This is a genomic window from Thermanaeromonas sp. C210, assembly GCF_013167955.1.
GTDB lineage: Bacteria > Bacillota > DSM-521 > Neomoorellales > Neomoorellaceae > UBA12545.
In genome coordinates, this window is the sequence record NZ_BLWF01000003.1 from 74,120 (window position 1) to 97,628 (window position 23,509).

At 56.4% G+C, this 23,509-nt stretch carries 21 protein-coding genes and 1 pseudogene; 21 read left to right on the forward strand and 1 reads right to left on the reverse strand.

Annotated features, from left to right (window positions below):
- Positions 1 to 2: 2 nt before the first annotated feature.
- The 6 genes from dsrK (at position 3) to TAMC210_RS13930 (ending at position 6,416) form a co-directional block, all read left to right on the forward strand.
- Complete coding sequence (gene dsrK, locus TAMC210_RS07810; RefSeq protein ID WP_173298254.1) at positions 3 to 1,619, forward strand: sulfate reduction electron transfer complex DsrMKJOP subunit DsrK; 1,617 nt, start codon at positions 3 to 5, stop codon at positions 1,617 to 1,619.
- Positions 1,606 to 2,010: a sulfate reduction electron transfer complex DsrMKJOP subunit DsrJ gene (gene dsrJ, locus TAMC210_RS07815; protein ID WP_173298255.1), complete on the forward strand. Its 405-nt coding sequence runs from the start codon at positions 1,606 to 1,608 to the stop codon at positions 2,008 to 2,010. The genes dsrK and dsrJ overlap by 14 nt, the downstream gene beginning before the upstream one ends.
- A complete protein-coding gene (gene dsrO / locus TAMC210_RS07820) occupies positions 2,010 to 2,816 on the forward strand; it encodes a sulfate reduction electron transfer complex DsrMKJOP subunit DsrO (protein WP_173298256.1) in 807 nt (268 codons plus the stop codon). The genes dsrJ and dsrO overlap by 1 nt, the downstream gene beginning before the upstream one ends.
- A 2-nt stretch (positions 2,817 to 2,818) precedes the next feature.
- Positions 2,819 to 3,991, forward strand: a complete 1,173-nt coding sequence (dsrP, locus tag TAMC210_RS07825) for a sulfate reduction electron transfer complex DsrMKJOP subunit DsrP (RefSeq protein WP_173298257.1) — start codon at positions 2,819 to 2,821, stop codon at positions 3,989 to 3,991.
- A gap of 6 nt (positions 3,992 to 3,997) precedes the next feature.
- On the forward strand, positions 3,998 to 4,990 hold the full coding sequence (gene dsrM / locus TAMC210_RS07830; protein ID WP_173298258.1) for a sulfate reduction electron transfer complex DsrMKJOP subunit DsrM: 993 nt from the start codon (positions 3,998 to 4,000) through the stop codon (positions 4,988 to 4,990).
- A gap of 196 nt (positions 4,991 to 5,186) precedes the next feature.
- Positions 5,187 to 6,416 (forward strand): M48 family metallopeptidase, encoded by a 1,230-nt coding sequence (locus TAMC210_RS13930; protein WP_217267327.1) that lies wholly within the window; start codon positions 5,187 to 5,189, stop codon positions 6,414 to 6,416.
- A gap of 38 nt (positions 6,417 to 6,454) precedes the next feature.
- Here TAMC210_RS13930 and TAMC210_RS07840 read toward each other — a convergent pair whose 3' ends face one another.
- Positions 6,455 to 7,702 carry an ISL3 family transposase gene (locus TAMC210_RS07840; protein WP_173296948.1) on the reverse strand — a complete coding sequence of 416 codons (1,248 nt, stop codon included), beginning with the start codon at positions 7,700 to 7,702 and terminating at the stop codon, positions 6,455 to 6,457.
- Between the two features lie 257 nt (positions 7,703 to 7,959).
- Here TAMC210_RS07840 and alaS point away from each other — a divergent pair, with 257 nt between their 5' ends.
- From alaS to TAMC210_RS07915, 15 genes and pseudogenes are all read left to right on the forward strand, one after another.
- Positions 7,960 to 10,626 (forward strand): alanine--tRNA ligase, encoded by a 2,667-nt coding sequence (gene alaS, locus TAMC210_RS07845; RefSeq protein ID WP_173298259.1) that lies wholly within the window; start codon positions 7,960 to 7,962, stop codon positions 10,624 to 10,626.
- Between the two features lie 4 nt (positions 10,627 to 10,630).
- Complete coding sequence (locus tag TAMC210_RS07850; protein ID WP_173298260.1) at positions 10,631 to 10,876, forward strand: IreB family regulatory phosphoprotein; 246 nt, start codon at positions 10,631 to 10,633, stop codon at positions 10,874 to 10,876.
- Between the two features lie 4 nt (positions 10,877 to 10,880).
- Positions 10,881 to 11,195: a hypothetical protein gene (locus tag TAMC210_RS07855; RefSeq protein ID WP_173298261.1), complete on the forward strand. Its 315-nt coding sequence runs from the start codon at positions 10,881 to 10,883 to the stop codon at positions 11,193 to 11,195.
- A gap of 69 nt (positions 11,196 to 11,264) precedes the next feature.
- Positions 11,265 to 12,212, forward strand: a complete 948-nt coding sequence (locus tag TAMC210_RS07860; RefSeq protein ID WP_173298262.1) for an aldo/keto reductase — start codon at positions 11,265 to 11,267, stop codon at positions 12,210 to 12,212.
- Between the two features lie 3 nt (positions 12,213 to 12,215).
- Positions 12,216 to 12,641 (forward strand): Holliday junction resolvase RuvX, encoded by a 426-nt coding sequence (gene ruvX / locus TAMC210_RS07865; RefSeq protein WP_173298263.1) that lies wholly within the window; start codon positions 12,216 to 12,218, stop codon positions 12,639 to 12,641.
- A gap of 34 nt (positions 12,642 to 12,675) precedes the next feature.
- Positions 12,676 to 12,936, forward strand: coding sequence for a DUF1292 domain-containing protein (locus TAMC210_RS07870; protein WP_173298264.1), 261 nt, complete (start codon positions 12,676 to 12,678; stop codon positions 12,934 to 12,936).
- Between the two features lie 93 nt (positions 12,937 to 13,029).
- Positions 13,030 to 14,334, forward strand: a complete 1,305-nt coding sequence (locus TAMC210_RS07875; protein WP_173298265.1) for a VanW family protein — start codon at positions 13,030 to 13,032, stop codon at positions 14,332 to 14,334.
- Between the two features lie 290 nt (positions 14,335 to 14,624).
- Positions 14,625 to 15,689: an endolytic transglycosylase MltG gene (gene mltG / locus TAMC210_RS07880; RefSeq protein WP_173298266.1), complete on the forward strand. Its 1,065-nt coding sequence runs from the start codon at positions 14,625 to 14,627 to the stop codon at positions 15,687 to 15,689.
- A gap of 485 nt (positions 15,690 to 16,174) precedes the next feature.
- Positions 16,175 to 17,494 (forward strand): YeiH family protein, encoded by a 1,320-nt coding sequence (locus TAMC210_RS07885; protein ID WP_173298267.1) that lies wholly within the window; start codon positions 16,175 to 16,177, stop codon positions 17,492 to 17,494.
- A 97-nt stretch (positions 17,495 to 17,591) separates the two neighbouring features.
- A complete protein-coding gene (locus TAMC210_RS07890; RefSeq protein ID WP_173298268.1) occupies positions 17,592 to 18,632 on the forward strand; it encodes a hypothetical protein in 1,041 nt (346 codons plus the stop codon).
- Positions 18,633 to 18,820: 188 nt separating this feature from the next.
- Positions 18,821 to 19,018: pseudogene (locus tag TAMC210_RS07895) on the forward strand (4Fe-4S binding protein); the annotation flags it as partial.
- A 109-nt stretch (positions 19,019 to 19,127) separates the two neighbouring features.
- On the forward strand, positions 19,128 to 20,321 hold the full coding sequence (gene dsrA / locus TAMC210_RS07900) for a dissimilatory-type sulfite reductase subunit alpha (RefSeq protein ID WP_173298270.1): 1,194 nt from the start codon (positions 19,128 to 19,130) through the stop codon (positions 20,319 to 20,321).
- Positions 20,314 to 21,372 carry a dissimilatory-type sulfite reductase subunit beta gene (gene dsrB / locus TAMC210_RS07905; RefSeq protein WP_173298271.1) on the forward strand — a complete coding sequence of 353 codons (1,059 nt, stop codon included), beginning with the start codon at positions 20,314 to 20,316 and terminating at the stop codon, positions 21,370 to 21,372. The genes dsrA and dsrB overlap by 8 nt, the downstream gene beginning before the upstream one ends.
- Before the next feature lie 57 nt (positions 21,373 to 21,429).
- Positions 21,430 to 22,089 (forward strand): nitrate reductase, encoded by a 660-nt coding sequence (locus TAMC210_RS07910; protein WP_173298272.1) that lies wholly within the window; start codon positions 21,430 to 21,432, stop codon positions 22,087 to 22,089.
- Positions 22,086 to 23,462 carry a (Fe-S)-binding protein gene (locus TAMC210_RS07915; protein WP_173298273.1) on the forward strand — a complete coding sequence of 459 codons (1,377 nt, stop codon included), beginning with the start codon at positions 22,086 to 22,088 and terminating at the stop codon, positions 23,460 to 23,462. Before TAMC210_RS07910 ends, TAMC210_RS07915 begins: the two co-directional genes overlap by 4 nt.
- Positions 23,463 to 23,509: the final 47 nt, after the last annotated feature.

Here is a 23,509-nt window from a genome sequence, read left to right on the forward strand (position 1 = left end):
ATATGGCTTCGCTCCCCGAACCGGAGGAACTGGTCAGGATTAATTATAATCCTCCCCGAAGGGGTTGGATGGACAGTCCTGTGGAATTCAAGCGGGGCACCTGGCTCTATGCCGCCAAGCCCCGTCACCTGGAAGCGTTGGGACTGCCCAACCCGAGGGAGTGGTCCCCGGAGGAGGAGGACTGGAAGCTACCGCCAAATTGGCGGGAGATTGTTCTAGAAGGCTTTAAGGAGCGCCTGGAGAAATTCCGGTCCCTGAAGCTGTTCATGGATATATGCAGTCGGTGTGGCGCGTGCGCCGATAAGTGTCATTTCTTTATCGGTACCGGGGATCCGCGAAACATGCCCGTCCTGAGGGCGGAGCTCCTGCGGAGCGTTTACCGGCGCTATTTCACCTGGAGCGGCAGGATGACGGGTAAGTTGGTGGGGGCCCGGGACCTGACGGAAGGGGTTATAAAAGAGTGGTTCTACTATTTTTACCAGTGCACGGAGTGCCGCCGCTGTTCCCTCTTCTGCCCCTTCGGCATCGACACGGCCGAGATCACCATGATAGGCAGGGAGCTCCTGGGCCTGCTGGGCATTTACCCCGACTGGATAATCGCACCCGTGGCCAATTGCTACCGGGTGGGCAACCACGTGGGTATTGAGCCCCATGCCTTCCGGGATATGGTCGACTTCTGTGTGGACGAGATAGAAAACGTGACGGGCATTCGGGTAGAGCCTACTTTCAACCGCAAGGGAGCCGAGATCCTCTTCATAGCTCCTTCGGGCGACGTTTTTGCCGATCCCGGGATTTACACCTTTATGGGCTATCTTATGCTCTTCCACGAAATCGGCCTGGATTATACCCTGAGCACTTATGCCTCTGAAGGAGGCAACTTCGGTCTTTTCACTTCCCATGAGGTAATGAAGAGGCTCAATGCCAAAATGTACGACGAAGCCCGGAGACTGGGGGTGAAATGGATCCTTGGCGGGGAATGCGGCCACATGTGGCGGGTCATTCACCAGTATATGGATACCATGAACGGTCCGGCGGACTTCCTGGAGGAACCCGTCTCTCCTATAACGGGGACCAGGTTTGAGAACGCCCGCTCTACCAAGATGGTCCATATATGTGAGTTCACCGCCGACCTGATCCGCCACGGCAAGATTCAACTGGATCCCAGCCGTAACGATGGGTTCAAAGTTACTTTCCACGATTCCTGCAACCCGGCGCGGGCCATGGGCTTCTTTGAGGAGCCGCGGTATATCCTGCGGAAGGTCTGCAACCATTTCTATGAAATGCCGGAAAACACCATCCGGGAACAGACCTTCTGCTGCGGCAGCGGAGGGGGCTTGAACGCCGATGAGAATATGGAAATGCGCATGCGCGGAGGGTTCCCGCGGGCCAATGCCGTGAGCTACGTCCGGGAAAAGCACGGGGTAAATCTCCTGGCCTGCATATGCGCCATTGACCGGGCCGTATTGCCGGCCTTGATGGATTACTGGGTCCCGGGGGTCGGCGTTGCCGGCGTCCATGAGCTCGTGGGGAACGCCCTGGTCATGAAGGGTGAGGCCGAGCGAACAACCACTCTGCGGGGAGAACCTTTAAAGGGAAGTGCGGAGGATGAAAATACCTGATATCCGTTACATCGTCACCGGCGCGGTTGTCTTCCTGGTGGTAATGACCTTCCCCTTCTGGTACAACATAGGGAAGGCGGCTTCCGCGCCGGAGGTCAGCCTGGATACTCCCAGAATCCGGCAGATGGCCGAGCCGCAGTGTGTTGAACCCGCTTCTTATATGAGGGCCAACCACATGCGGCTCCTGGAAGAATGGCGCGAACGGGTAGTCCGCCAGGGTGAGAGGATCTATGTGGCGGGCGACGGGAAGGAGTACTTAATGAGCCTGCAGAACACCTGCCTGGACTGCCATTCCAACTATGACGAGTTCTGCGCCCGGTGCCATGACTATGCCGGGGTAGCCCCCGATTGCTGGACGTGCCATCTTGATTTTCCAAGGGAGAGTAAATAATGAGGACCGGCAGGCGGAGCTTTTTGAAAATCGGCGCGGTGGGTGGATTAGGCCTGGTACTGCTCCCGGCCGTTAAAGGGTTCGCCGGTAGCGGGGAACCCCGGGATTCGGCGAGGGCCGGATCTACGGCGGGTAGGAAATGGGCCATGGTCGTTGACATGCAGAAGTGCTGGGAGCGGGGGAAGGGATGCCGGGACTGCATTCTGGCGTGCCACCGCACCCACAACGTGCCGGAGATTCCTGACCCCGAGGAAGAGGTCAAGTGGGTGTGGACCGAAAGGTTTGAACATGCCTTTCCAGAGCAGGCCCACGAGTACCTTGCTGAACACCTGAGGGATAACCCCTTCCTGGTTCTGTGCAACCATTGCGAAAACCCGCCCTGCGTGAGGGTGTGTCCCACTAAGGCCACCTTCAAGCGCGACGACGGACTGGTTATGATGGACTACCACCGGTGCCTGGGCTGCCGGTATTGCATGGCGGCCTGCCCGTATGGCGCCCGAAGCTTCAACTTTCGCGACCCACGCCCGTATCTCCGGGAATTGAATCCGGCCTTTCCTACCAGGGAAAAGGGTGTGGTGGAGAAATGCAATTTCTGTGCCGAAAGGCTGGAAGAGGGCCTGCTGCCTGCCTGTGTGGAAGGGTGCCCGGCGAAGGCCCTGGTCTTCGGCGACCTGGACGATCCGGGCTCTGAAGTGAGGCGGATACTCGCCGGCAGCTATACCATAGTGCGGAAACCCGAACTGGGTACGAGGCCTAAAGTCTACTATGTGATTAATCCCGGTGCAGGGAACAGCGGAGGACGATAAGCATGCTGGCCAAGGCTCTTACGGGCAGCAACCGCTATTGGGGATGGATAGCTCTACTACTGGTCGTAATGGGTGTAGGGTTCCTCTGCTATTTTTGGCAGCTCAGGGAGGGCCTCACCGTTACGGGCATGAGCAGGGATGTTTCTTGGGGCCTGTATATCGGGCAGTTTACTTTCCTGGTGGGGGTAGCGGCTTCCGCCGTAATGCTGGTGCTGCCCTACTACCTTCACAACGTAAAAGAATTCGGCCGGATCACCGTTTTGGGAGAATTCCTGGCCGTGGCAGCCATCATTATGTGCCTGCTCTTTGTCATAGTGGACCTCGGGAAGCCCATGAGACTTTTAAACATGATATTGTATCCCACACCCAATTCCCTTCTTTTCTGGGACATGGTGGTGCTGAACGGATATCTTCTTCTCAATATTATAATTGGCTGGCATGTTTTAGAAGCCGAATACAAGGCAGTGCCTCCCCCTGGATGGTTGAAGCCCCTGATTTATCTTTCCATACCCTGGGCGGTGAGCATCCATACGGTGACGGCCTTCCTCTATGCCGGTCTTCCCGGAAGGCATTACTGGCTTACCGCCCTGATGGCGGCGCGCTTCCTGGCTTCGGCTTTTGCTTCCGGGCCGGCCCTTCTTATCCTCCTGTGTTACATCCTGAAAAAGTATGCCGGGTTCGACCCGGGTAGGGCTGCCGTGCAGAAACTGGCGGGCATCGTTACTTACGCCATGATCGTTACCGTATTTTTTGTGGGATTGGAGTTTTTCACGGCCTTTTACAGTCAGGTGCCCGGCCACGGTGTACAGAGTCTGCGGTATTTATATACCGGGCTTGAGGGGCACGGGGGAATGGTCCCCTTTATGTGGGTATTTGTCCTCCTTTCGGCCCTGGCCCTTGTTCTCCTTATAAACCCCGCTACCCGCGCCCGGGAAAAGACCCTGCTGGTGGCCTGTGCGGCCGTCTTCGGAGCTCTGTGGATTGAGAAGGGCTTGGGCCTCGTCATAGCCGGCTTTATCCCCAATCCCTTTGAGCGGGTCAGCGAATACGTGCCGACCCTGCCGGAGGTGCTAATCGCCCTGGGGGTATGGGCCACCGGATTGCTGGTCCTCACCGTCCTTTACCGGATAGTTGTGGCCGTCAAGAAAGAAACAGCCTTAGGAAACGAGGGGTAAGTTGCCATGGGAGTAGCCTTTTCGCTGGGGGTCGTTGCGGTTTTAATTCTGGCCATCACCCTGGCCGTGAAAGTACTGGGCCTCCAATTCTTGGTGGGCGCAGTGCTCCCATACGTTGCTGCGGCCGTCTTTCTTGGCGGGATGGCTTATCGCTTGCTGGGGTGGGGGCGGTCGCCCGTTCCCTTCCGGATACCTACCACCGGCGGGCAGCAGCGCTCCCTTCCCTGGATTAAGCCCAGCAGCCTGGATAATCCCTCCAGTACCGCCGGGGTTATAGGCCGCATGGCCCTGGAGATCCTGCTCTTTCGCTCCCTCTTTCGCAACACCAAGGCCGAGCTCCATGAGGGGCCGCATCTGGCCTACCACTGGGAGAAGTGGCTGTGGGTGGGCGCCCTGGTTTTTCACTGGTCCATGCTTTTGGTAGTCATCCGGCACCTGCGGTTCTTTACCGATCCCGTTCCCTCCTTCGTCTACTGGGTGGACGGGATCGATGGGTTCCTCCGGGTGGGACTACGCGCCCTTTATCTTACGGACATAACCTTTCTTTTGGGCGCTACTTACCTCTTGCTCCGCCGCTTCTTCATACCCCAGGTACGGTATATTTCCCTGCCGGGGGATTATGTACCCCTGCTTCTTCTTCTGGGCATTGGTATTTCCGGCGTTATCATGCGCTATTTCGTGGGGGTGGATGTGGCGGCCGTCAAGGAGCTGGCCATGGGAGTGCTGACCTTCCGGCCCCGCATTCCGGAAGGGATCGGGGTTCTCTTCTACGTCCACTGGGGGCTGGCGTGTGCGCTGCTGGCTTACTTTCCCTTCAGCAAGCTGGTGCACATGGGCGGCATTTTCCTCATGCCTACCCGCAACCTGCCTAACGACAGCCGGGCCAGGAGGCACGTGAACCCGTGGAATTATCCCGTGAAGGTCCACACCTATAAAGAGTATGAAGAAGAGTTCCGGGAAAAGATGAAATTGGCGGGCATCCCGGTGGAAAAAGAGTGACCGGGAGGAACGAACTCCTAGCCGGCCCCAGGAGGGCCGGTTTTAATTTGGACGCCGAAAGACATGCTTGGAAGGGATTTTTCCGGCCCCTTTCTTCCACGGCCGGCTTTTGTCTATTATACCCCCTCAGTAGGATAATTAGGGCTACTGGAGAATAAAATTCCTTTAAAAAGCAAAGTAGGGGAAGGGGAAAGGTTTGGTCAAAGCCCAGTTCGTGTGGGGAATCTTGTTGGGAGCGGTGTTAATACTGTCGGCCCTCTATCTTTTATTTCTCTTTTTACCGGCGCCCGTGCCGGCCCTGGTGGGTCAATATTTCAGTCCGGCCGAACTGGAGCGGGCCCGCCGGTACCAGCAGACGGTGCGCCTCCTCGGCCTGGCCGCCTATCTAACCAAGGCCGGGCTGCTATGGTGGCTCTGGTGGAGCGGCCAGGGGGCCTCCATGGCGCGGCTCGTGTTAAAGTGGTCCGGCCACCGGTACTGCCTGGCCCTCGCCCTCTTCTTTGGGGGGATTTGGCTTTTACTCAGGCTGGCCGAACTCCCCTTTACCTTCAGCAGCGGTTTTGTGGTGCAGCACCGGTGGGGCTTTTCCACGCAAGGGCTTCTTTCCTGGTGGCTGGACTATCTCAAGGGATCTGGGCTGGACTTGCTTTTCTCCGGCATAGGAACTCTCCTATTGTTCTGGTCCACCGCGCGCTGGCCGACGGGCTGGTGGGCGGCTGCGGGACTCTTTCTGGCCGCCTGGATGGTAATCGAAACCATGCTCTGGCCCGTTTTTGTGGCCCCCCTCTTTAACCGCTTTGAACCGGTGGCCGACGGGCCCATCAAAGATATGGTGGTTCGCCTGGCCGGCCGGGCGGGAATGGAGGTGGAGGAGGTGCTGGTGATGGACGCCAGCCGCCGGACTACCAAGGCCAACGCCTATTTTGCCGGCCTGGGCGGAACAAAGCGCATCGTCCTGTACGATACCCTATTAAAGAATTATCCCCCCGAAGAAATCGAGGCCGTGGTGGCCCATGAAATAGCCCACTGGGCGCGGGGTCACATCGTCCGGAGCCTGGTGTGGGGTATTGCGGGCGGTTTTGCTCTGTTTGGGGCTTTATACGCCGTACTGCGGATTTCGGCGCCGGGGGAAGCACTTCGCGGAGGGCCCTATGCCCCCCATATCCTGATTATCATATGGCTTTTCTTCCACCTCCTTTCCTTCCTCGCACTGCCGGTGCAAAATTCCCTTTCCCGACAGCTTGAGAGGGAGGCCGACCGGGTAGCCTTAGAGCTAACCGGTAACATCCCCGCCATGGTTCAACTTCACGTGGACCTGGCCCGCTGTAATCTGCAGGATGTGGCTCCGGCACCCTTTGTGGAGTGGTTGACCTATTCCCATCCCGCCCCCTGGCGCCGTATCGAGGCGGCTCTAAAGGCGTGGTAAGTACCGCAATACTTCTAGCCTGGAGTGCTAATTAGGCTCTATGTCAATAGTTGTGGGATTAGATTTTGGGGGCAGCATCCCAGAAACATTTTCTTGATGAAATGGGTACGATTGCCAAAGCCAAAACTTAAGCGTTTTAACATTTTAATTAAGGTGTTTTTACCTTCAATATAGCCATTAGTATACCGCCGACCTTGTTGAGTATATGTTACCAAATTTAATATTTCTGACCTCCAAGACTTGATAGTACGCGCCCATACCCGTCCTTCTGCATCTTCGGCGCATTCGGCATTTATGAGCCAACGGCTTAAGGCAGCTTGAGCCTCCTCTACCCGGTCCATCTTTAGGATCTGGCGCAAATCTTCCTTTAGCTGGTATAGTTCATAGAGGGACGGGTATTTATTTCTAATTTTTTCTAACGTCTCTCGTTGTCTGGGAGTAAGTCTCTCCTTAGCCTTAATCAAAGGTAGGCGAGGTATGTTCTCCTTGCTTGCTTCTTGTTCTACTTTCCGGGCTTCATTTAGGCGACGGTTGGCGTCCTGAATTACATGGAAGGGGTCTACTATTATCTTGGCTGAAGGAAAAACCGTTTTGATTAACTTCCGCCAAGAGTCTTTCATATCAATTACTACCGCCTCTACTTTCACCCCGGCTTCTTTGAGCCCCTCTAGATAAGCCCTTATAGTAGCCGTTCTCACGTCCTCTAAAATACTCAAAGGTCTCTTGTCCGGTGCTAACCTCCCTACTACGCATACAAAATCCTTCCCGCTAAAGGATAGCTCATCTAAGGTTAACACTACGGGCCCTTGAGTATCATCCCCGCGAAGACCGGGCTGGATATACTTGTCCACTATTCTTATAACCCTACCAGGAGTGAGGTTTAATATTTGGGCAGCACCGGTAAAGCTCATCCTCTGGGCATAATAAACTACTATCTGCACCCCTAATTTTGTAAATCTGGCCCAGGCGTTGGTACCCGGAGGACGAAGGGTATAAGTCTTCTTACAACGATAACACTTATACCGTACCGGCACCCAAGAGAGAATAACCCACCTCCCGTATAAAAAAGCATGACGAACTTTCCTTTCTTTGGGCTTCTTCTCCCTTCCCTTTAAAAAGCCATGTCTATGTAATTTGCCTTCGTTGCATGCCGGACATACGGCTGGAGGGTCTATGGTCACCCTTAACACAATATCTCCCTGGTCGCGAGGTGCTTCTAAAATAGTCTGTAGTATTTTCCCAAAATTCTCTTGTCCTTCAAGAGTGAACGTGTTAATCTTATGCATGGGGGCACTCCTTTCTTCTAGGGGCTTCTGGTTACTAACTTTAATTGGATGTGCCCCCGTCCTTTTCCTCCTTTTCTTCTAACTCACCCCCTCTTCCCCCTCTACTTAACCCTTTCCCACACTTTTTATTATAGAGCCTGCTAATTATTGACAAGGGAGCGCAAGTCAAGGTATAATGAAGGCAAATTTAGTCGGAAACCTCGTCACCGGCTATTGCGGCGACGAGGTTTAGTTTTGACGAGGAGTTGAGGCCTGTTTTGACCGGGAACGAGGTGCGGAAGAATTTCCTGAGCTTCTTCGCCTCCAAGGGCCATACCGTTGTTCCCAGTTCCCCGCTGGTACCCCACAACGATCCGACGTTACTTTTTACCAACGCCGGTATGGTTCAGTTTAAAGACGTTTTTTTAGGCCTGGACCGGCGTCCTTATAAGCGAGCTACCACCGCCCAGAAGTGTGTGCGGGCGGGGGGAAAACATAACGACCTGGATACCGTTGGACGGACGGCACGCCACCATACCTTTTTCGAGATGCTGGGCAATTTTTCCTTTGGAGATTATTTTAAGAAAGAAGCCATTGAATTTGCCTGGGAGTTCCTTACCCGGGTTCTGGAGCTCCCCCAAGAGCGCCTCTGGGCCACCGTTTACCAGGATGACGAAGAGGCCTTTAAGTTATGGCAGGAGATAGCCGGGCTCCCACCCGAGCGCATCATACGGATGGGAGAAAAGGACAATTTCTGGAGCATGGGGGACACCGGGCCGTGCGGCCCCTGCAGCGAAATTATTTATGATAGGGGTCCGGAGCACTCCTGTGGCGCGGAGGTTTGCGCCCTAGGGGTTTGTGATTGCGACCGCTGGCTGGAAATATGGAACCTCGTTTTTATGCAGTATGACCGCGATGCAGCAGGGAATCTGACACCGCTGCCGCGGCCCAGTATCGATACCGGCATGGGCCTGGAGCGGATAGCTTCGGTGTTGCAGGGGGTGGAGAGCAATTTCGATACCGACCTGATACGCCCCCTGATTACCGCAGTGGAAAAACTAAGCGGTCGACGCTACAGCCGCGGAGAAGAGGGATTTCCCTTTAGGGTTATCGCCGACCACGCACGGTCCTGCGCCTTTATTATTGCCGACGGTGTGCTGCCGGGCAACGAGGGCCGAAGCTATGTGCTTAGGCGGATTTTGCGCCGGGCTTCCCGCTTCGGCATGGTGCTGGGCTTGGAAGAGCCCTTCCTTTACCGCCTGGTTCCCGTGGTGGCCGAAATCATGAGCGAAGCCTACCCGGAATTGGCCGCCCGGGAGGGGGACCTCATGCGTATAATTCGCCAGGAAGAGGAGCGCTTTCACGCCACCCTCCATGAAGGGCTCAGGGTTCTGGGAGGTATTTTGGCCGGCGCCGAGAAGGAAGGCCGCCGGGAGGTCACCGGGCAGGAGGCCTTTGTCCTTTATGATACCTACGGATTTCCCCTCGACCTTACGGAAGAGATAGCAGGGGAGAGGGGCTTTAGCGTTGACCGCGAGGGCTTTGCCAGGGCCATGGAAGCCCAGAGGGAACGGGCGCGGGCGGCCCGGGAAGAAGATAAGGGCTATGAGCTGGAAATAACCCTGGGCAGCATCTTGGGAGATGTGAAGCCCACCGTTTTCACCGGATATACTTCCTGGGAAGAGGAAGGGGTGACCCTGGCCCTCCTCGGAGAAGGGGAGCGCGTACAGGCCCTGGAAGCCGGGGAAAAAGGATGGGCGGTCTTCGACCGCACCCCGTGCTACCCGGAAGGGGGCGGGCAGGTTGGTGACCGGGGCGAGGTATCCTGGAGCGGTGGACGGGCCGCGGTCCTGGACACCCGCCGTCTCCCAGCCGGGAAGATTCTGCATGAATTAGAGATTAAGTCGGGCACCCTGCGGCCGGGAGCCCGGGTACGCATAGCGGTGGATGTAGAGAGAAGAAGGGCTACAGCCCGCAACCATACCGCCACCCACCTGTTGCACCGGGCCCTGAAGGAAGTGCTGGGCGAGCACGCCAATCAGGCCGGCTCCCTGGTGGCCCCCGACCGCCTGCGCTTTGACTTTACCCATTTTGCCCCCCTGACGGAGGAAGAACTGAAGGCGGTAGAAGCCAGGGTGAACGAGAAGATCCTGGCCAACCTGGCCGTGGATACCCTGGAGACGTCCCTCCAGGAAGCCAAGGCCATGGGCGCCATAGCCCTGTTTGGTGAAAAATACGGTGAACGGGTACGGGTAGTAAAAATCGGCGAGTACAGCCTGGAGCTGTGCGGCGGTACCCACGTCCGCAATACCGCTGAGTTGGGTATTTTCCGCTTAACGGGGGAAAGCGGCATAGGTTCCGGCCTCAGGCGGCTGGAGGCGGTCACCGGTTCGGCAGCCTTGGAATTCTTGGCGGCAGAGCGGGCCGAATTGGAAAGGGCGGCCGCCCTTTTAAAGGTCCCGGTTAACAACGTCTCCCGGCGGGTTGAAGCCCTGCTAACCCAGGTAAAGGGCCTGGAAAGGGAACTGGCCTCCCTGCGGAGCCGGCTGGCGTCCTACGAAGTTGATAGGTTGCTGGCCGAGGTTAAAGAGGTAAACGGTGTGCGTGTGTTACCCGCCCGGGTGCAGGTGACGGAAGCCGAAGCCTTGCGCGAAATGGCAGACCTGGTAAGGGCGAAGATGGGGTCGGGTGTTGTCATCCTCGGCTCCGCCAGCAACGGCAGGGTGAATTTCGTGGCCATGGCCAGTAAAGATGTCGTGGCCCGGGGTGTCCATGCCGGGAATTTGTTGCGGGAAGTGGCCCGGGTCGCCGCTGGGGGCGGAGGCGGCCGGCCGGATATGGCCCAGGCGGGAGGAAAGGATCCGAGCAAACTGGAGGAGGCGCTGTTTTACAGCCTGCGAGTAGTGGCCCAGCAAGTGGCCTCGGCCGGGTCCGAAAGGAGTTAGTGATATGCAGGAAACCATGATGTTTAAAATGGAAAAAGAGGAAAAAATAAGAGTAAGGGATGTGTTAAGGGAAGTTAAGGCGGCCCTCGAGGAAAGGGGATATAACCCCATTAATCAGCTGGTCGGGTATCTTTTATCTGGCGACCCTGCTTACATTACCAGCCATAGGGGCGCCCGTAATTTGATTCGCAGGGTTGAGCGGGATGAAATCTTGGAGGAATTGCTCAATCATTATTTAAAGGAGGAATAGCCCCTTGGCTCTCTCCGACGTGGAGCTCACGGTGAACTTGTATGCGGAGGGGGAAAAGTTCTTCGACCTCCTTAAGGCTGCCATCCGTGATTGGCGGAGCTCCCCATGGGGGCATGAACGGGAACGGGCCGGCTATGCCCTGGAGCTGTACCGGCGGGGATTGGACGTCTTGCGGGCCCATTTAGAAGAGGCGCGCGCCAGGGCCGAAGTGGGTTACTTTACCGCGGAGGACGAAAGGCTTCTTTCGCGGGCGGAAGGGCGCCTCCTGTACTGGGAAAAAAAATTGGCGGAATTGACGGAGGGAGTCGTCGAAAAGTAGGGAACAGGACGGATCGCAGGTAAGGGAGAGGTAAGTTCCTTCCGTCCTGGAGGAGAGGGAAATCGGTCTTTGCGTTATGTTAAGCTGGGTAGGACGGATCTTTACGTTTCGCGCCTGTGCCTGGGAACCTTGCCCCTGGGACCCCTCCAGGCCGGGCTGGAATTGGCCGCCGGGGCATCGCTAATTAGAGCGGCCCTGGAGCAGGGGATAAACTTTATAGACACGGCCGAGAGCTACGGCACTTACCCCTATATTCGGGCAGCCCTGCGCGGGTGGACAAAGCCGGTAGTAGTGGCCACCAAGTCTTATGCCTACACCCGGGAGGGAATGGCTGCAAGCCTGGAAAAGGCTCGCCGGGAATTGGACCGCGATGTCATCGAAGTTTTCCTCTTACATGAGCAGGAGTCGGCCCTTACCATTGCCGGGCACCGGGAGGCCCTCGAGTACCTCTTAGAGGCCAGGGCCCGTGGACTGGTCCGGGCGGTAGGCCTCTCCACCCATGCCGTGGCGGCGGTTAGGGCGGCTGCCCAACTCCCTGAAATTGATGTAATTCATCCCCTCCTCAACGTCGAAGGTATCGGTATTTTGGACGGCACTATTCAGGACATGCTGGAGGCGGTGGAAGGGGCGGCCCGGGCAGGTAAGGGCATCTATGCCATGAAGGCTCTGGGGGGCGGGCACCTAATTAAAAAGGCCCGGGAGGCCCTGGACTTCGTGTATCAACTGCCCTTCGTACATTCGGTGGCAGTGGGTATGCAGTCGGAAGCCGAGGTATTGGTAAACGTGGCCTGGAGTCGGGGGGAAGAGCCGCCTTTTGATGTATTGCAGGTGACCCGGCAAAAGGAGCGGCGGCTCCATATTGAAGAGTGGTGTACCGGCTGCGGCCGGTGTACCGGCTACTGCCCGCAAGGAGCCCTGCGGGTGAACGGGTGGCGGGTGGTGGTAGATCGCAATAAGTGCCTTTTGTGCGGCTACTGCGCCCCGGCCTGCCGCGATTTTTGTTTAAAGGTGATTTGACCTTTGCGGGTAATGGGACTGGACGTAGGGGAGAAAACCATCGGCGTGGCCGTAAGCGATCCCCTGGGCTGGACGGCCCAGGGCGTGACAACCCTGAAGCGCGGCGAGAGGCTGGAGGAGGATCTCAGGGCTTTAGAGGCCCTGGCTAAGGAGTACGGGGTAGATCAAGTGGTGGTAGGTTTACCCCGGAATATGAACGGAAGCCTGGGGCCCCAGGCGGAGAAGGTTCTGGCCTTTATCCGGGCGGCGAGGGAATTCCTGGGGCTGCCGGTAGTTCCCTGGGATGAGCGATTGACTACGGTGGAGGCCGAAAGGCTTCTGGTGGAGGCGGACCTTTCCCGCCGCCGGCGAAAAAGGATCGTGGATCGCCTGGCAGCCGTGCTGATCCTCCAAAGTTATCTTGACTGCCACCCGTCCGATAGGGTATGATGGGTCCAACCCTAATATAAATTGAGGTGAGGAAATGGCCTGCCAGGAAAACACCATTCTGTTACGCGACGAAGAAGGGCAGGAACACGAATTTTTAGTGGTGGATATCTTGGAGGTAGACGATGAGGAATACGCCGTCCTGTTACCCGTGGTAGACAGCGCCGACGAAGCCATCGTCTTAAAGATAGGCAGGGACGAAGAGGGTCGAGAAGTGCTCTACGCAATCGAGGATGAAGAGGAGTGGGAACGGGTAGTAGAAGCCTGGGACGAGCTGGTGGACGAAGAGGAAAACTAATTGAGAACCCGCAGTTGCGGGTTCTTTCTATTTAACGGGGCGGCCGGCGGGGCATATTATGTATAAGATAACCCGCCGGGGGAAGGGATGGGCGTGAAAAAGTATGTTTGGGTCCTGTTGCTGGTCGGGAGCCTGCCGGCCTTGCTGGGAGGGAGCTCCTTATTGGGCCAACGTATTTGGCCTGCTGTATACGTGGGAGACACGTACCTGGGAGGTATGAAGGCCGAAGAAGGGCGCCGCGCTTTGGTGGATTTAGCCCTGCGGGAAGCGGCCAGGCCGGTGCAGCTTCGGTGGGAGGACCGGGTGTTGACCACGACCCCGGGGGCCCTGGGGCTAACGGTAGATGTGGAGGCCACTTTGGCCCGGGCCTTGGCTGTTGGGCGCACCGGCCCGTGGTGGGAGAGGCTTTCGTACTTGTGGCCCGCCAGGAAGTACTACCTTGATCCCGTCTACCGCTATGAAAAGGATAAGGCCCATTCCGAACTTGAGGGGCTCATAGGCCCCTTACGCGTTGATCCCCAGGATGCCCGGCTGGAACTGGATGCCGGGGGTCGGCCGCGGGTGGTTCCCGGCCGGGAAGGCAGAGCCGTGGTGATCGAAGACCTGTGGGTGGCCCTTCAGGCGAGCTTAAATCAAGGTTCCGGGCAACCGGTGGAGATACCGACCCGCGGGCTGGCCCCCAATGTGTCAACGGAAGAGATAGCCGGGCGCCGCATTACTAACGCGGTGAGCAGTTTTACCACTTATTTCAACCCGTCCGATGAAAACCGCACCCATAACATCCTTCTGGCGGCCCAGGCCCTGGACGGGAAATGGCTTAAACCGGGGGAGGAAATTTCCTTTAACGAACTGGTGGGCCCCAGGACGGTGGAGCGGGGATACCGGGAGGCCCTGGTCATTGAAGCTGCCGAATTCATTCCGGGCGTGGGAGGAGGCGTCTGTCAGGTTTCCAGTACCCTCTACAATGCGGCCCTGCAGGCAGGAATGACGATAGTGGAGAGGCAGCCCCACGCCCTAAAGGTGGACTACGTCCCCCCGGGCCTCGACGCCACCGTGGCCTACGGCCTCATCGACCTCCGTTTGCGAAACGACACCCCTTACTGGTATTGGCTCAAGGCCCAGGTGAAGGGCAACAGCCTGACCTTTACCTTTTACGGCCCGCCCGAAGCGCCCCGCATGGAAGTAGTTTCCGAAATAATCGAGAAAATTCCACCGCCCCTCCGGATCAAAGAAGAAGTATCGCTGCCGGCCGGCAAGACCCTAGTAGAAAGGGAAGGTAAGCCGGGATACCGGGTTCGGGTCATGCGCCGGGGGTTCATTAACGGAAGCTGGACGGAAGAAAGGGTTTCCCTGGACTACTATTTTCCCCTTCCCCGGGTAGTCGTCCGGGGACCGTGATTCCCTGTGCTAGGGTCCTCCTTTCCGGTGGGCCTGGTCGCCACACCCCGTTGCGGGCACTCGAGCCCGGGCGGCTGTTAGCTTCGGGTGCCCCTGGGTTGAGGGGCTTCTTTCCGAGGCTGAGGACCCCTCCTAAATCCACCGGCTGAGTTTGGCCCGCGAGGCTCACGGAGTGAGGAGGAGCCTAAATCTCATGTGGCCAAAAGGTGGAGATGGCTCAGGGTTGAGACGAGGTGACAAGCCTGTTTCCCTCTTGCTATAATGAAATAAAAAGCTGGAGGGAGAGATTGGTGGGACAACCGCCAGGGTTGTTAGGTAAAATTGGAAGGTGGAAAGGGCGGCGCCTGGGGCTGGGCGCATCCCTCCTGGCCGCGGCTTTAATCCTCGCCTTAACCGTAAGCTGGGCCTGGTGGCAAAGCCTTATGGCCCCGGCAGGAGCAGAAGGTGCGCCGCCGGTTAAAGTGACCATTCCCGCCGGTGCCACGGCCGCAGAGATCGGCCGCTTGCTGGAAGACCACGGCATAATCCGCAGCGCCCGGGCCTTCGGCTTTTATGCTGCCCGGCAGAAGGCCGACCAGAAGCTAAAGCCCGGGATATACCTCCTAAGCCCAGGGGAAAACCTGTCACAAATCCTGGAGCATCTGGTAGCAGGCCGTGTAATGGAAGAAGAATTCACCATCCCCGAAGGCTTTACCCTTAAGCAGATTGCCCGCGTCCTGGCCGAGAAGGGTTTGGTGACGGAGGACGAATTCTGGCAGGCAGCGGCCAAACCCTATAACTACCCGTTCCTAGAAGGGATATCGCCGGGTACCCATTACCTGGAAGGTTTCTTGTTCCCCGATACATATCGGGTACCGGCGGGGACTACGGCGGAAGCCATTATTCGGCTGATGCTGGACCGCTTCCAGCAAGTTTATAACGAAATTGAGGAGGAACGTGCCCCCGGCCTGGAACTCGATACCCTCGAAATCGTTACCCTGGCCTCCATAGTAGAGAAGGAAGCCAAATTAGATAGAGAGCGCCCCCTTGTAGCAGGGGTGTTCTTGAACCGGCTGCGACGGGGGATGAAGCTGGAATCCTGTGCCACGGTAGAGTATTTACTGGAGACTCCCAAGCCGGTTCTGACCTATGAGGATTTACAGATCGAGTCCCCTTACAACACCTACCAAGTCATGGGCCTACCCCCAGGGCCTATTGGCTCTCCAGGTCGAGCTTCCCTTCTGGCCGCCCTTAATCCCGCCCGTACTGATTACCTCTATTTTGCGGCCCGGCCCGACGGTTCCCACGAGTTCAGCCGGAGCTTGCGAGAGCACTTGGCAGCCGTGAGTCGTTATCAAATTAAACCGTCGCGCTAGCATATAATATTTTGGGACCGATCTACTGGTCAGGCGCTATCAGGTATTTCTAATGCCGACAAAATTTTTGCCCATGGGTTTTATTTATAGCAGGAATCTGGTTATATATATCGAAATATAATATACAAAAGTAGAGACCTAATGGTTGTTCTTGTAACCACAAAATAAATTGGAGCTCTGTATTTTAAGAAAGGGATATTTCCTCCTCTTGCCTTAGGTCAAAATAGAGGAAATAAAGACATAGTTAACAGTACGTCCGGCAGCGGTACCCGTGAATGATTCAGAAATCACATGCTGCGTTTGAGGTACGCTGGACGGACGTTTAAAGGGGGGTGATAGGAGAAAAGGAGCGCAAGCACAAAGGAATGCCAGGAGGTGGTGCGGGCGAGACAGTAATATGGAGGGGCGGTTATATAGCCTGTGGTTGTTGTCAAGAGGAGGAGCAAGAAGGGGATGACACTCCAAAGTAAAATGGAGGTGGAATAATGTCCTATCAGCCTCAACCGCAGGTTAAAAGGGGGATAGATTGGTCTCCCCTATGGAAACAAGAGGATTGGTGGTCCGTATGGTTTGGGTTTATTCTCATCATTCTTGCTATTGCAGGAGTTATTACTAAGTTACCCAGCTTCGGCAAGTGGACCAGCCTAGGGCAGGCCGTTCCCCCCGAAGCGTGGATACGGCTCATTGCCTTGCTAATAGGTCTGGGCATCCTCAACGCTATCGGAGTCGCAGCCATGGGGCAGAGTGCCGCCAGGTTTTTAGTGGCTTTTCCGGTATTATTTATTTTGGCGATCATTGCACAGATTTTGGGAAATCATGTTATAGCCAAGGACTACAACCTGGAAGTTCCTCTGTGGGCCCTGGTGGTGGGGTTACTTATAAGCAATACTGTAAGGACGCCCGAATGGCTTAAACCTGCCGTTAGAACGGAGATGTACATCAAGACGGGCCTCGTGTTGTTGGGCTGTGAAATCCTCTTCGGTCGCATTGTGGCCCTGGGCCTCCCGGGAATAATGGTGGGGTGGATCGTACCTCCGCTAGTAATCATTTTCATGTACTGGTTCGGCGTTAAAGTCCTCAAAATGGAGCCCGAATTTGCCCTTACCTTAGGCACAGCAACTTCGGTCTGCGGCGTGTCGGCAGCCATCGCCACCGGTGCCGCCTGCGGTGCCAAGAAAGAAGAGGTAAGTGTGGCCATTACCATATCCCTGCTCTTTACGGTGCTAATGTTGGTGCTCATGCCCGCCTTTATTATGGTCGCCAAAATGGACATCGACGTGGGGGCGGCATGGATAGGCGGGACCATCGATAGCACGGGAGCCGTGGTGGCGGCCGGTGCCCTCTTGGGGCAGAGGGGAATGGAAATAGCTTCCGTCGTGAAAATGATCCAGAACGTCCTCATCGGCGTGGTGGCTTTTGTGACGGCCCTTATTTGGGTGTATCGCAAGGGGGGAGCCACCGAGGGCGTAGAGGCGGCCAGTGCCAAGGAAATCTGGGTGCGCTTCCCGAAATTCGTTCTGGGTTTCGTGGGTGCGTCCCTGCTGTTCTCCTTTATTCTGATACCCAGCATGGGAGAAGAGGCTGTTAACGGCTTCACCAAGATTACTTCCGGCCTGCGGGGATGGTTCTTCGCCCTGGCCTTTATAAGTATCGGGCTGGAGTCCAACATAAGGGATTTGGCCCGCCAGGTCAAGGGCGGCAAGCCCGTGGTGCATTACATCGTGGGGCAGACTGCCAATCTCGTCCTCACCCTAATAATGGCGTGGCTGGCCTTCGGAGGAATTTTGTTCCCCAAGACCTTCTAACAGAGAGGGCTACCTTTGCGCAACCCTGGCCGCAGGGCATAGTGGTTTGGTCAGGGTTGCCTTTTTCTATCTTAAACTAAGAGATGGATGTGGGCGCATGGGGGAAAGGAGTAGCAACAAGGGAACATGGTTGGTGGCTATCGCCCTGGGCTTGGTACTGATAGTCGATATCGTTATCTTGGTCTGGGCAACGGACAGGCCCTTGGGCCTGGAACCGGCCAGGTTTACCGACAGCCCTAAACTCGCCATCGGCGGCCAGGCAGGTCCGGCGGCCGCTGACGCCCTTCCGGGCTTGAAGAGTGGGGAAATAATTCCGGCGCTAACCTGGGAAGGTGCGATCTCTGAGGGTTCGGCCAAGTACGACGTCCTGGCCTTCGGCCGCCGCGACGGAGCGTTATACCTCAAGGTGCGCCTGTACGAGGGCATGGATTTCAGCCAACGCAAGGGATGGGGCAGGACCTTTGCCCTCGTGGACGACCGAGGCAAGAAATACGTCTTCAGTTCCCGGCGCCTCCCCAATGCGGTAAACCTTTATGACATGCTTCTTACGGAGCTTCCGGACGACCTTTATTGCCGGCAAACGGTGTTAGAGGGGGGATACCGAGATCTGTACTTGGTATTCCCCCAATTTCCGGCCTCCCGCGTACCTTCACGCCTTCTGGTCATAGAAGAGTTCGAGGGCGGAAGCCCGGTAAATCCGGGTATCGTTTTTGAAGAAGAGAGGATTGAGAGGACCGGTGAGAGACGGCCGGGAGAAGCTGTCATGGCCATGGGTCCGGGCGAGTGGGTCTGGGAGGGCGGGGCCGTGGAAGTGTCGGGTCTCTCGGGAACCACCGTCCGCGTCACCAAAGTGGCGGTAGACCCCTCGTACTTAGTACATGTCGCTCTGGAAGTATATTCCGGGGAAACAAGGGACCTCAAAGTGTTGAATGCCGTGCTGGTCAGCCCGGACGGTCATAACTACAACCGGTTGGAGTTGGAAAGGGAACCCGTAGTCAGGGTTACGGCCGGCGACCCTTCGGAGTTTACCCTGGTATTTGAGAAATTGCCCGCCGGCCTGGAACTTCCCGCCTGTAGCCTGTGGCTTCAATTGGCGGAGGAGGACGGCACTCCGCTGGCCGTCACCTTAAGCCTGTAGAACGGAGTGTTCTCTTCAAAGATCCCGGCTTGGGTTTCGATACTTTAAATTATACCGTAATTTATTTTATTCATAGCAGGATTTTCTGGCCGGAGTGTCGAATATGTATGGTGAGTTAAGAGGGCGTTCGGTAGTAGAGGCAAACGTACTTGCTATAACAAAAACATAAAAACAAGAAACGAAAGAGGTGGCGGGAGATGTACATCGTTTCGGTGGATCCTGATAAGTGCAGCGGTTGTGGAGAGTGTGCGGCCGCTTGTCCTGCTCAGATTCTTTCCATGGAGGGGGATAAAGCAGAGGTAACAGGAGATGCCTCGGAGTGCCTGGGGTGCGAAAGCTGTACCACCGTTTGTTCGACGGGTGCAGTTACCGTACAAGAATATTAAATTTAGCTCGAGAAGTATGGAAGTTGAAAGGAGGTGTGGTCCGAGAGCTTGGGGCTGAATAGCACCAGGTATAACAAATTTTCCTAAGCTAAAGTGGAGGTGAAGCATCTTGGTCGAATCCCGAACTCCCCGGGTAGATGAGCTGGAAAAGGGGCCGTGGCCGAGTTTCGTTAAAGAAATGAAAAGGGCCGCGGAGAAAAAACCGGCGGCGGGGGATTTATTGCGGCAGCTGGATCTCTCTTATGAGGAAAAAGTGGGTCACTGGAAACACGGGGGTATTGTAGGAGTAAGGGGTTACGGTGGGGGCGTAATAGGCCGCTACTCCAACAAACCAGAGGAGTTTCCCCACATTAGGGAATTCCACACCATAAGGGTAAACCAGCCCAGCGGTTGGTTTTACACCACCAAGGCCTTGAGGTCCCTATGTGATATTTGGGACAAATACGGTAGTGGGTTGACCAATTTCCACGGGTCTACGGGGGACATCATCCTCCTGGGTACCACCACGGAAAACCTGCAGCCCTGCTTTGACGAGCTGAGCGATGCCGGTTTCGATCTGGGCGGCTCGGGCGGCGGTCTTCGAACCCCCAGCGCCTGCGTAGGGCCGGCACGCTGTGAGTATTCGTGTATCGATACCTTGGATGTTTGCCACAGCCTCACCCTGGAGTTTCAAGATTTCCTCCACCGGCCCCAGTGGCCCTACAAGTTCAAGATCAAGGTTTCGGGCTGCGGCAACGACTGTGTAGCTGCCATCGCCAGGGCCGACCTGGCCATCATCGGTACTTGGAAGGGCCCCCTACAGATAAACCAGGCGGCGGTGGCCGAGTACGTCAAGAACGGCCTTGATATTGAGGCGGAAGTTGTAGAGAGGTGCCCCACGGGGGCTCTAGCCTGGGACGCCGCCAACGAGGAACTGAAGCTAAGCGTTGAGGAATGCGTCCGCTGCATGCACTGCATTAACCGGATGCCCAAGGCCCTAAAGCCCGGTACGGAAAGGGGCGCTACCCTTCTGGTGGGAGGCAAGGCCACCATCCTGAAATCGGCCTTCCTCGGGTGGGTTATCGTACCCTTTATGAGCTTAACTCCTCCCTATACCGAGCTCAAGGACCTCCTGGGCAGGATTTTCGACTGGTGGGACGAAAACGCCAAGAACAGGGAGCGCATAGGCGAACTTATTTACCGGCTCGGCATGCGCACCTTCCTTAAGGCAGTAGGTTTGCCGCCGGTACCCCAAATGGTATTCCGGCCCCGGGCCAATCCCTACGTGTTCTGGTGGCCGGAGGAGGTGAAACGAAATGCCTAGGACCGATTTCGGACCTCCCTATTACGGGGATATGCTTCCGCCCGTCATTAAGAGGAATTACGGGAAATGGGCCTACCATGAAATACTTAGGCCCGGCGTACTAAAGCATGTGGCCGAGAGCGGTGAGGAGGTCTACACCGTACGGGTGGGCTCGGCGCGGCTGCTCAGCACCGACACCATCCGGGATATCTGCGACCTGGCAGACAAGTATTGTGACGGCTATGTGCGCTTTACCAGCCGCCACAATATCGAGTTCATCCTTTCCAAGAAGGAGAATATCGAGCCCCTAATTGCCGAAGTCAAGGCTAAGGGGTGGCCGGTGGGCGGAACGGGAAGCTGCCTGAGCAATATGGTCCATACCCAGGGCTGGATTCACTGCCATACGCCGGCTACGGATGCCTCCGGCATCGTCAAGGCGGTGATGGATGAGCTCTATAGCTATTTTGAAGAAGACAAACTACCGGCCAAGTTGCGCATCGCCCTGGCCTGTTGTTTGAATATGTGTGGGGCCGTCCACTGCTCGGACATCGCCATCCTGGGCATCCACCGGACGCCGCCGCGGGTCAACCATGAAATGCTGGCCAAGGTGAGCGAGATTCCCACGGTAGTGGCCAGTTGTCCCACAGGCGCCATCCGGCCCAACCCGAAGCTCAAGAGCGTGGACGTAATTGAAGAAAGGTGCATGTACTGCGGTAACTGCTATACCATGTCCCCGGCCATGGAGATTATGGATCCGGAAAACGACGGCATTTCCCTCTGGGTAGGCGGCAAAGTGTCCAATGCGCGGTCGGCTCCCATGTTCTCGCGCCTGGCCATCCCCTACCTGCCCAACAATCCTCCCCGCTGGCCGGAAGTGGTCGAGGCGGTGAAACACCTGGTGGAGGTTTGGGCCACCCATGCCCGCAAAGGCGAGAGGATGGGCGAGTGGATCGAGCGGATAGGTTGGGAAACCTTCTTTAAACTTACGGGCATCCCCTTTACGGATAAACATATCGACGATTTCGTTTTCAGCGTCCCGACCTTCCGGACCACGGTCCAATTCCGCTGGTAGGCACAGGGCCCGTCCTGGTGACAGGACGGGCTCATGAAATAAAAAGGGGGGCGGAACATGGGTTGGCTGGCGTACTTGGTAGGGATATTTCTGCCGTACGTGGCCTTAGCCGTCTTTGTGGCAGGATTTATCTATCGGGTTGTATGCTGGAGTCGGGCGCCCCGGCACCTGCCCTGGGAGCTATTCCCCTACCCGCGCACGGCAGGGGAACGGGTGGGAGAAATGGTAATGGAGGTTGTGTCACTCCGGAGCCTAAAGTTGCACAATAAGAATATATGGCTGCCCTCCCTTCTTATGCATTGGGGCATTTACCTGGTGGCCGGGTGGTTGTTCCTCGTCCTGGTGGGATGCCCGGTGGGGCTCCTGGGATACTTGGGCGGACTTGCGGCGGCCGGCGGCTCCTTGTGGATGTTTGCCAAGCGGCTGTGCCGGGGCCTGAAAATATTATCCACACCGGTGGAATACCTCAACCTGCTCCTGGTGTTTCTAATTTCCGCGGGAGGCATAATCAGCGGCTTCTTCGGTGAAGGCCCTGCGGTCAGGGAATATGCGGTAGGCCTCCTAAGCCTAGCGCCCCGTTTGCCCTCCCGTCCGTCCCTTTTGTGGGAGATTTTTTTCCTGGAAATATTCCTGCTGTACTTGCCCTTCGGCCGCATGATCCATTTTGCGGCCAAGTATTTCACCTACCACCGGGTAAAATGGGGTGAAAGCCATTGAGAAAAGTCCTGGATGAGTACCGCGCCCTTTCCGATGAAGTGCTCAAGCCCCATGAAAACCGCGTACCCCGGTTTTTGGAGGCCATGAAAAAGTCCCTGGACAGCCGGGCCAACTGGACTTTTTGGCTTCCCTATGTTCTTTCCCTGGACACCTGCATGAAGTGCGGCACCTGTGCCGAGGTGTGCCCGCTCTATTTGGGAAGCGGCCGCCGGGAAATCTACCACCCTGCCGTGCGGGCTGACATGCTCCGCAGGATATACCGCCGGTACTTCACCCTGGCAGGCAGGCTGTTTCCCCGGTTGGTAGGGGCAGAGGACTTAACGGAGGAAAAGCTGGATGCTCTGGCCGAGGGTTCTTACCGCTGCACGGTCTGTCGACGGTGTGCCTACGTTTGCCCCGTGGCCATTGATAACGGATTGATAATCAGGGAGGCCAGGAAAATACTAGAGGCCATAGACATTGCCCCGGATGAGCTGAGGGAAAAAGGGACCCGGAAGCAGTTGGAGATGGGCAATGCTACGGGAACGCCCACGGCCGCCTTCCTGGACATAGTAGACTTCCTCGTGGAAGAAATCCAGGATACCAAGGGATACAAAATAGAGATACCGGTGGACAAAAAGGGCGCCGAGTATTTAGTAATGCATAATGCCGGAGATTACCTGGCCTTTGCGGAAACGGTGATGGGGGCGGCTGAAATCTTTCACGCGGCCGGGGTGGATTGGACTCTCAATTCTCCCGCTACGGGCATCAACGATGTTGTCAATTACGGGGTATTTTTCAGTGATGTAGAGCTGGAGAAGGTGCTGCGGGCCCAGATTAAGACCTGTATTGATTTAAAGATAAAAACCCTGGTGGTGGGCGAGTGTGGCCACGCCTTTGAGGCCTTCAAGTACATTATGATGCGGCTGGTACCGGAGGAGGAAAGGCCCTTTGAGGTTAAGAGTATACTGGAACTAATAGACCAGTGGATCGGGGAGGGGCGCATCAAGGTAGATCCACGGAAGAATCCGGAACCGGTGACCTATCATGATTCCTGCAAGCTGGGACGCCTGGGAGGCCTTTACGAAGAGCCGCGCCGTATTCTTCAGGCGTGCTGCACGGATTTCCGCGAGATGCATCCTAACCGAGAAATGAGTTATTGTTGCGGCGGCGGGAGCGGTTTTGCCATAATGACCAAGGGGGATTTCTTGAAGTTTAGGATGGAGACCTACGGGAAGATCAAGGCCCGCCAGATGGAGGAAACGGGCGCTAGTATTGTGGCCTTGGCGTGCTCCAACTGCAAGGGACAGTTCCGCGAAATCATAAATTACTATAAGCTCCCGGTACGCTTTGCCGGTATCAGCGAGCTGGTAGCCAATGCCCTAGTGCTGTAAAGTCCTGGCAGCCTAGGGGCTATGAAGGATATATAAAAAACCTAACG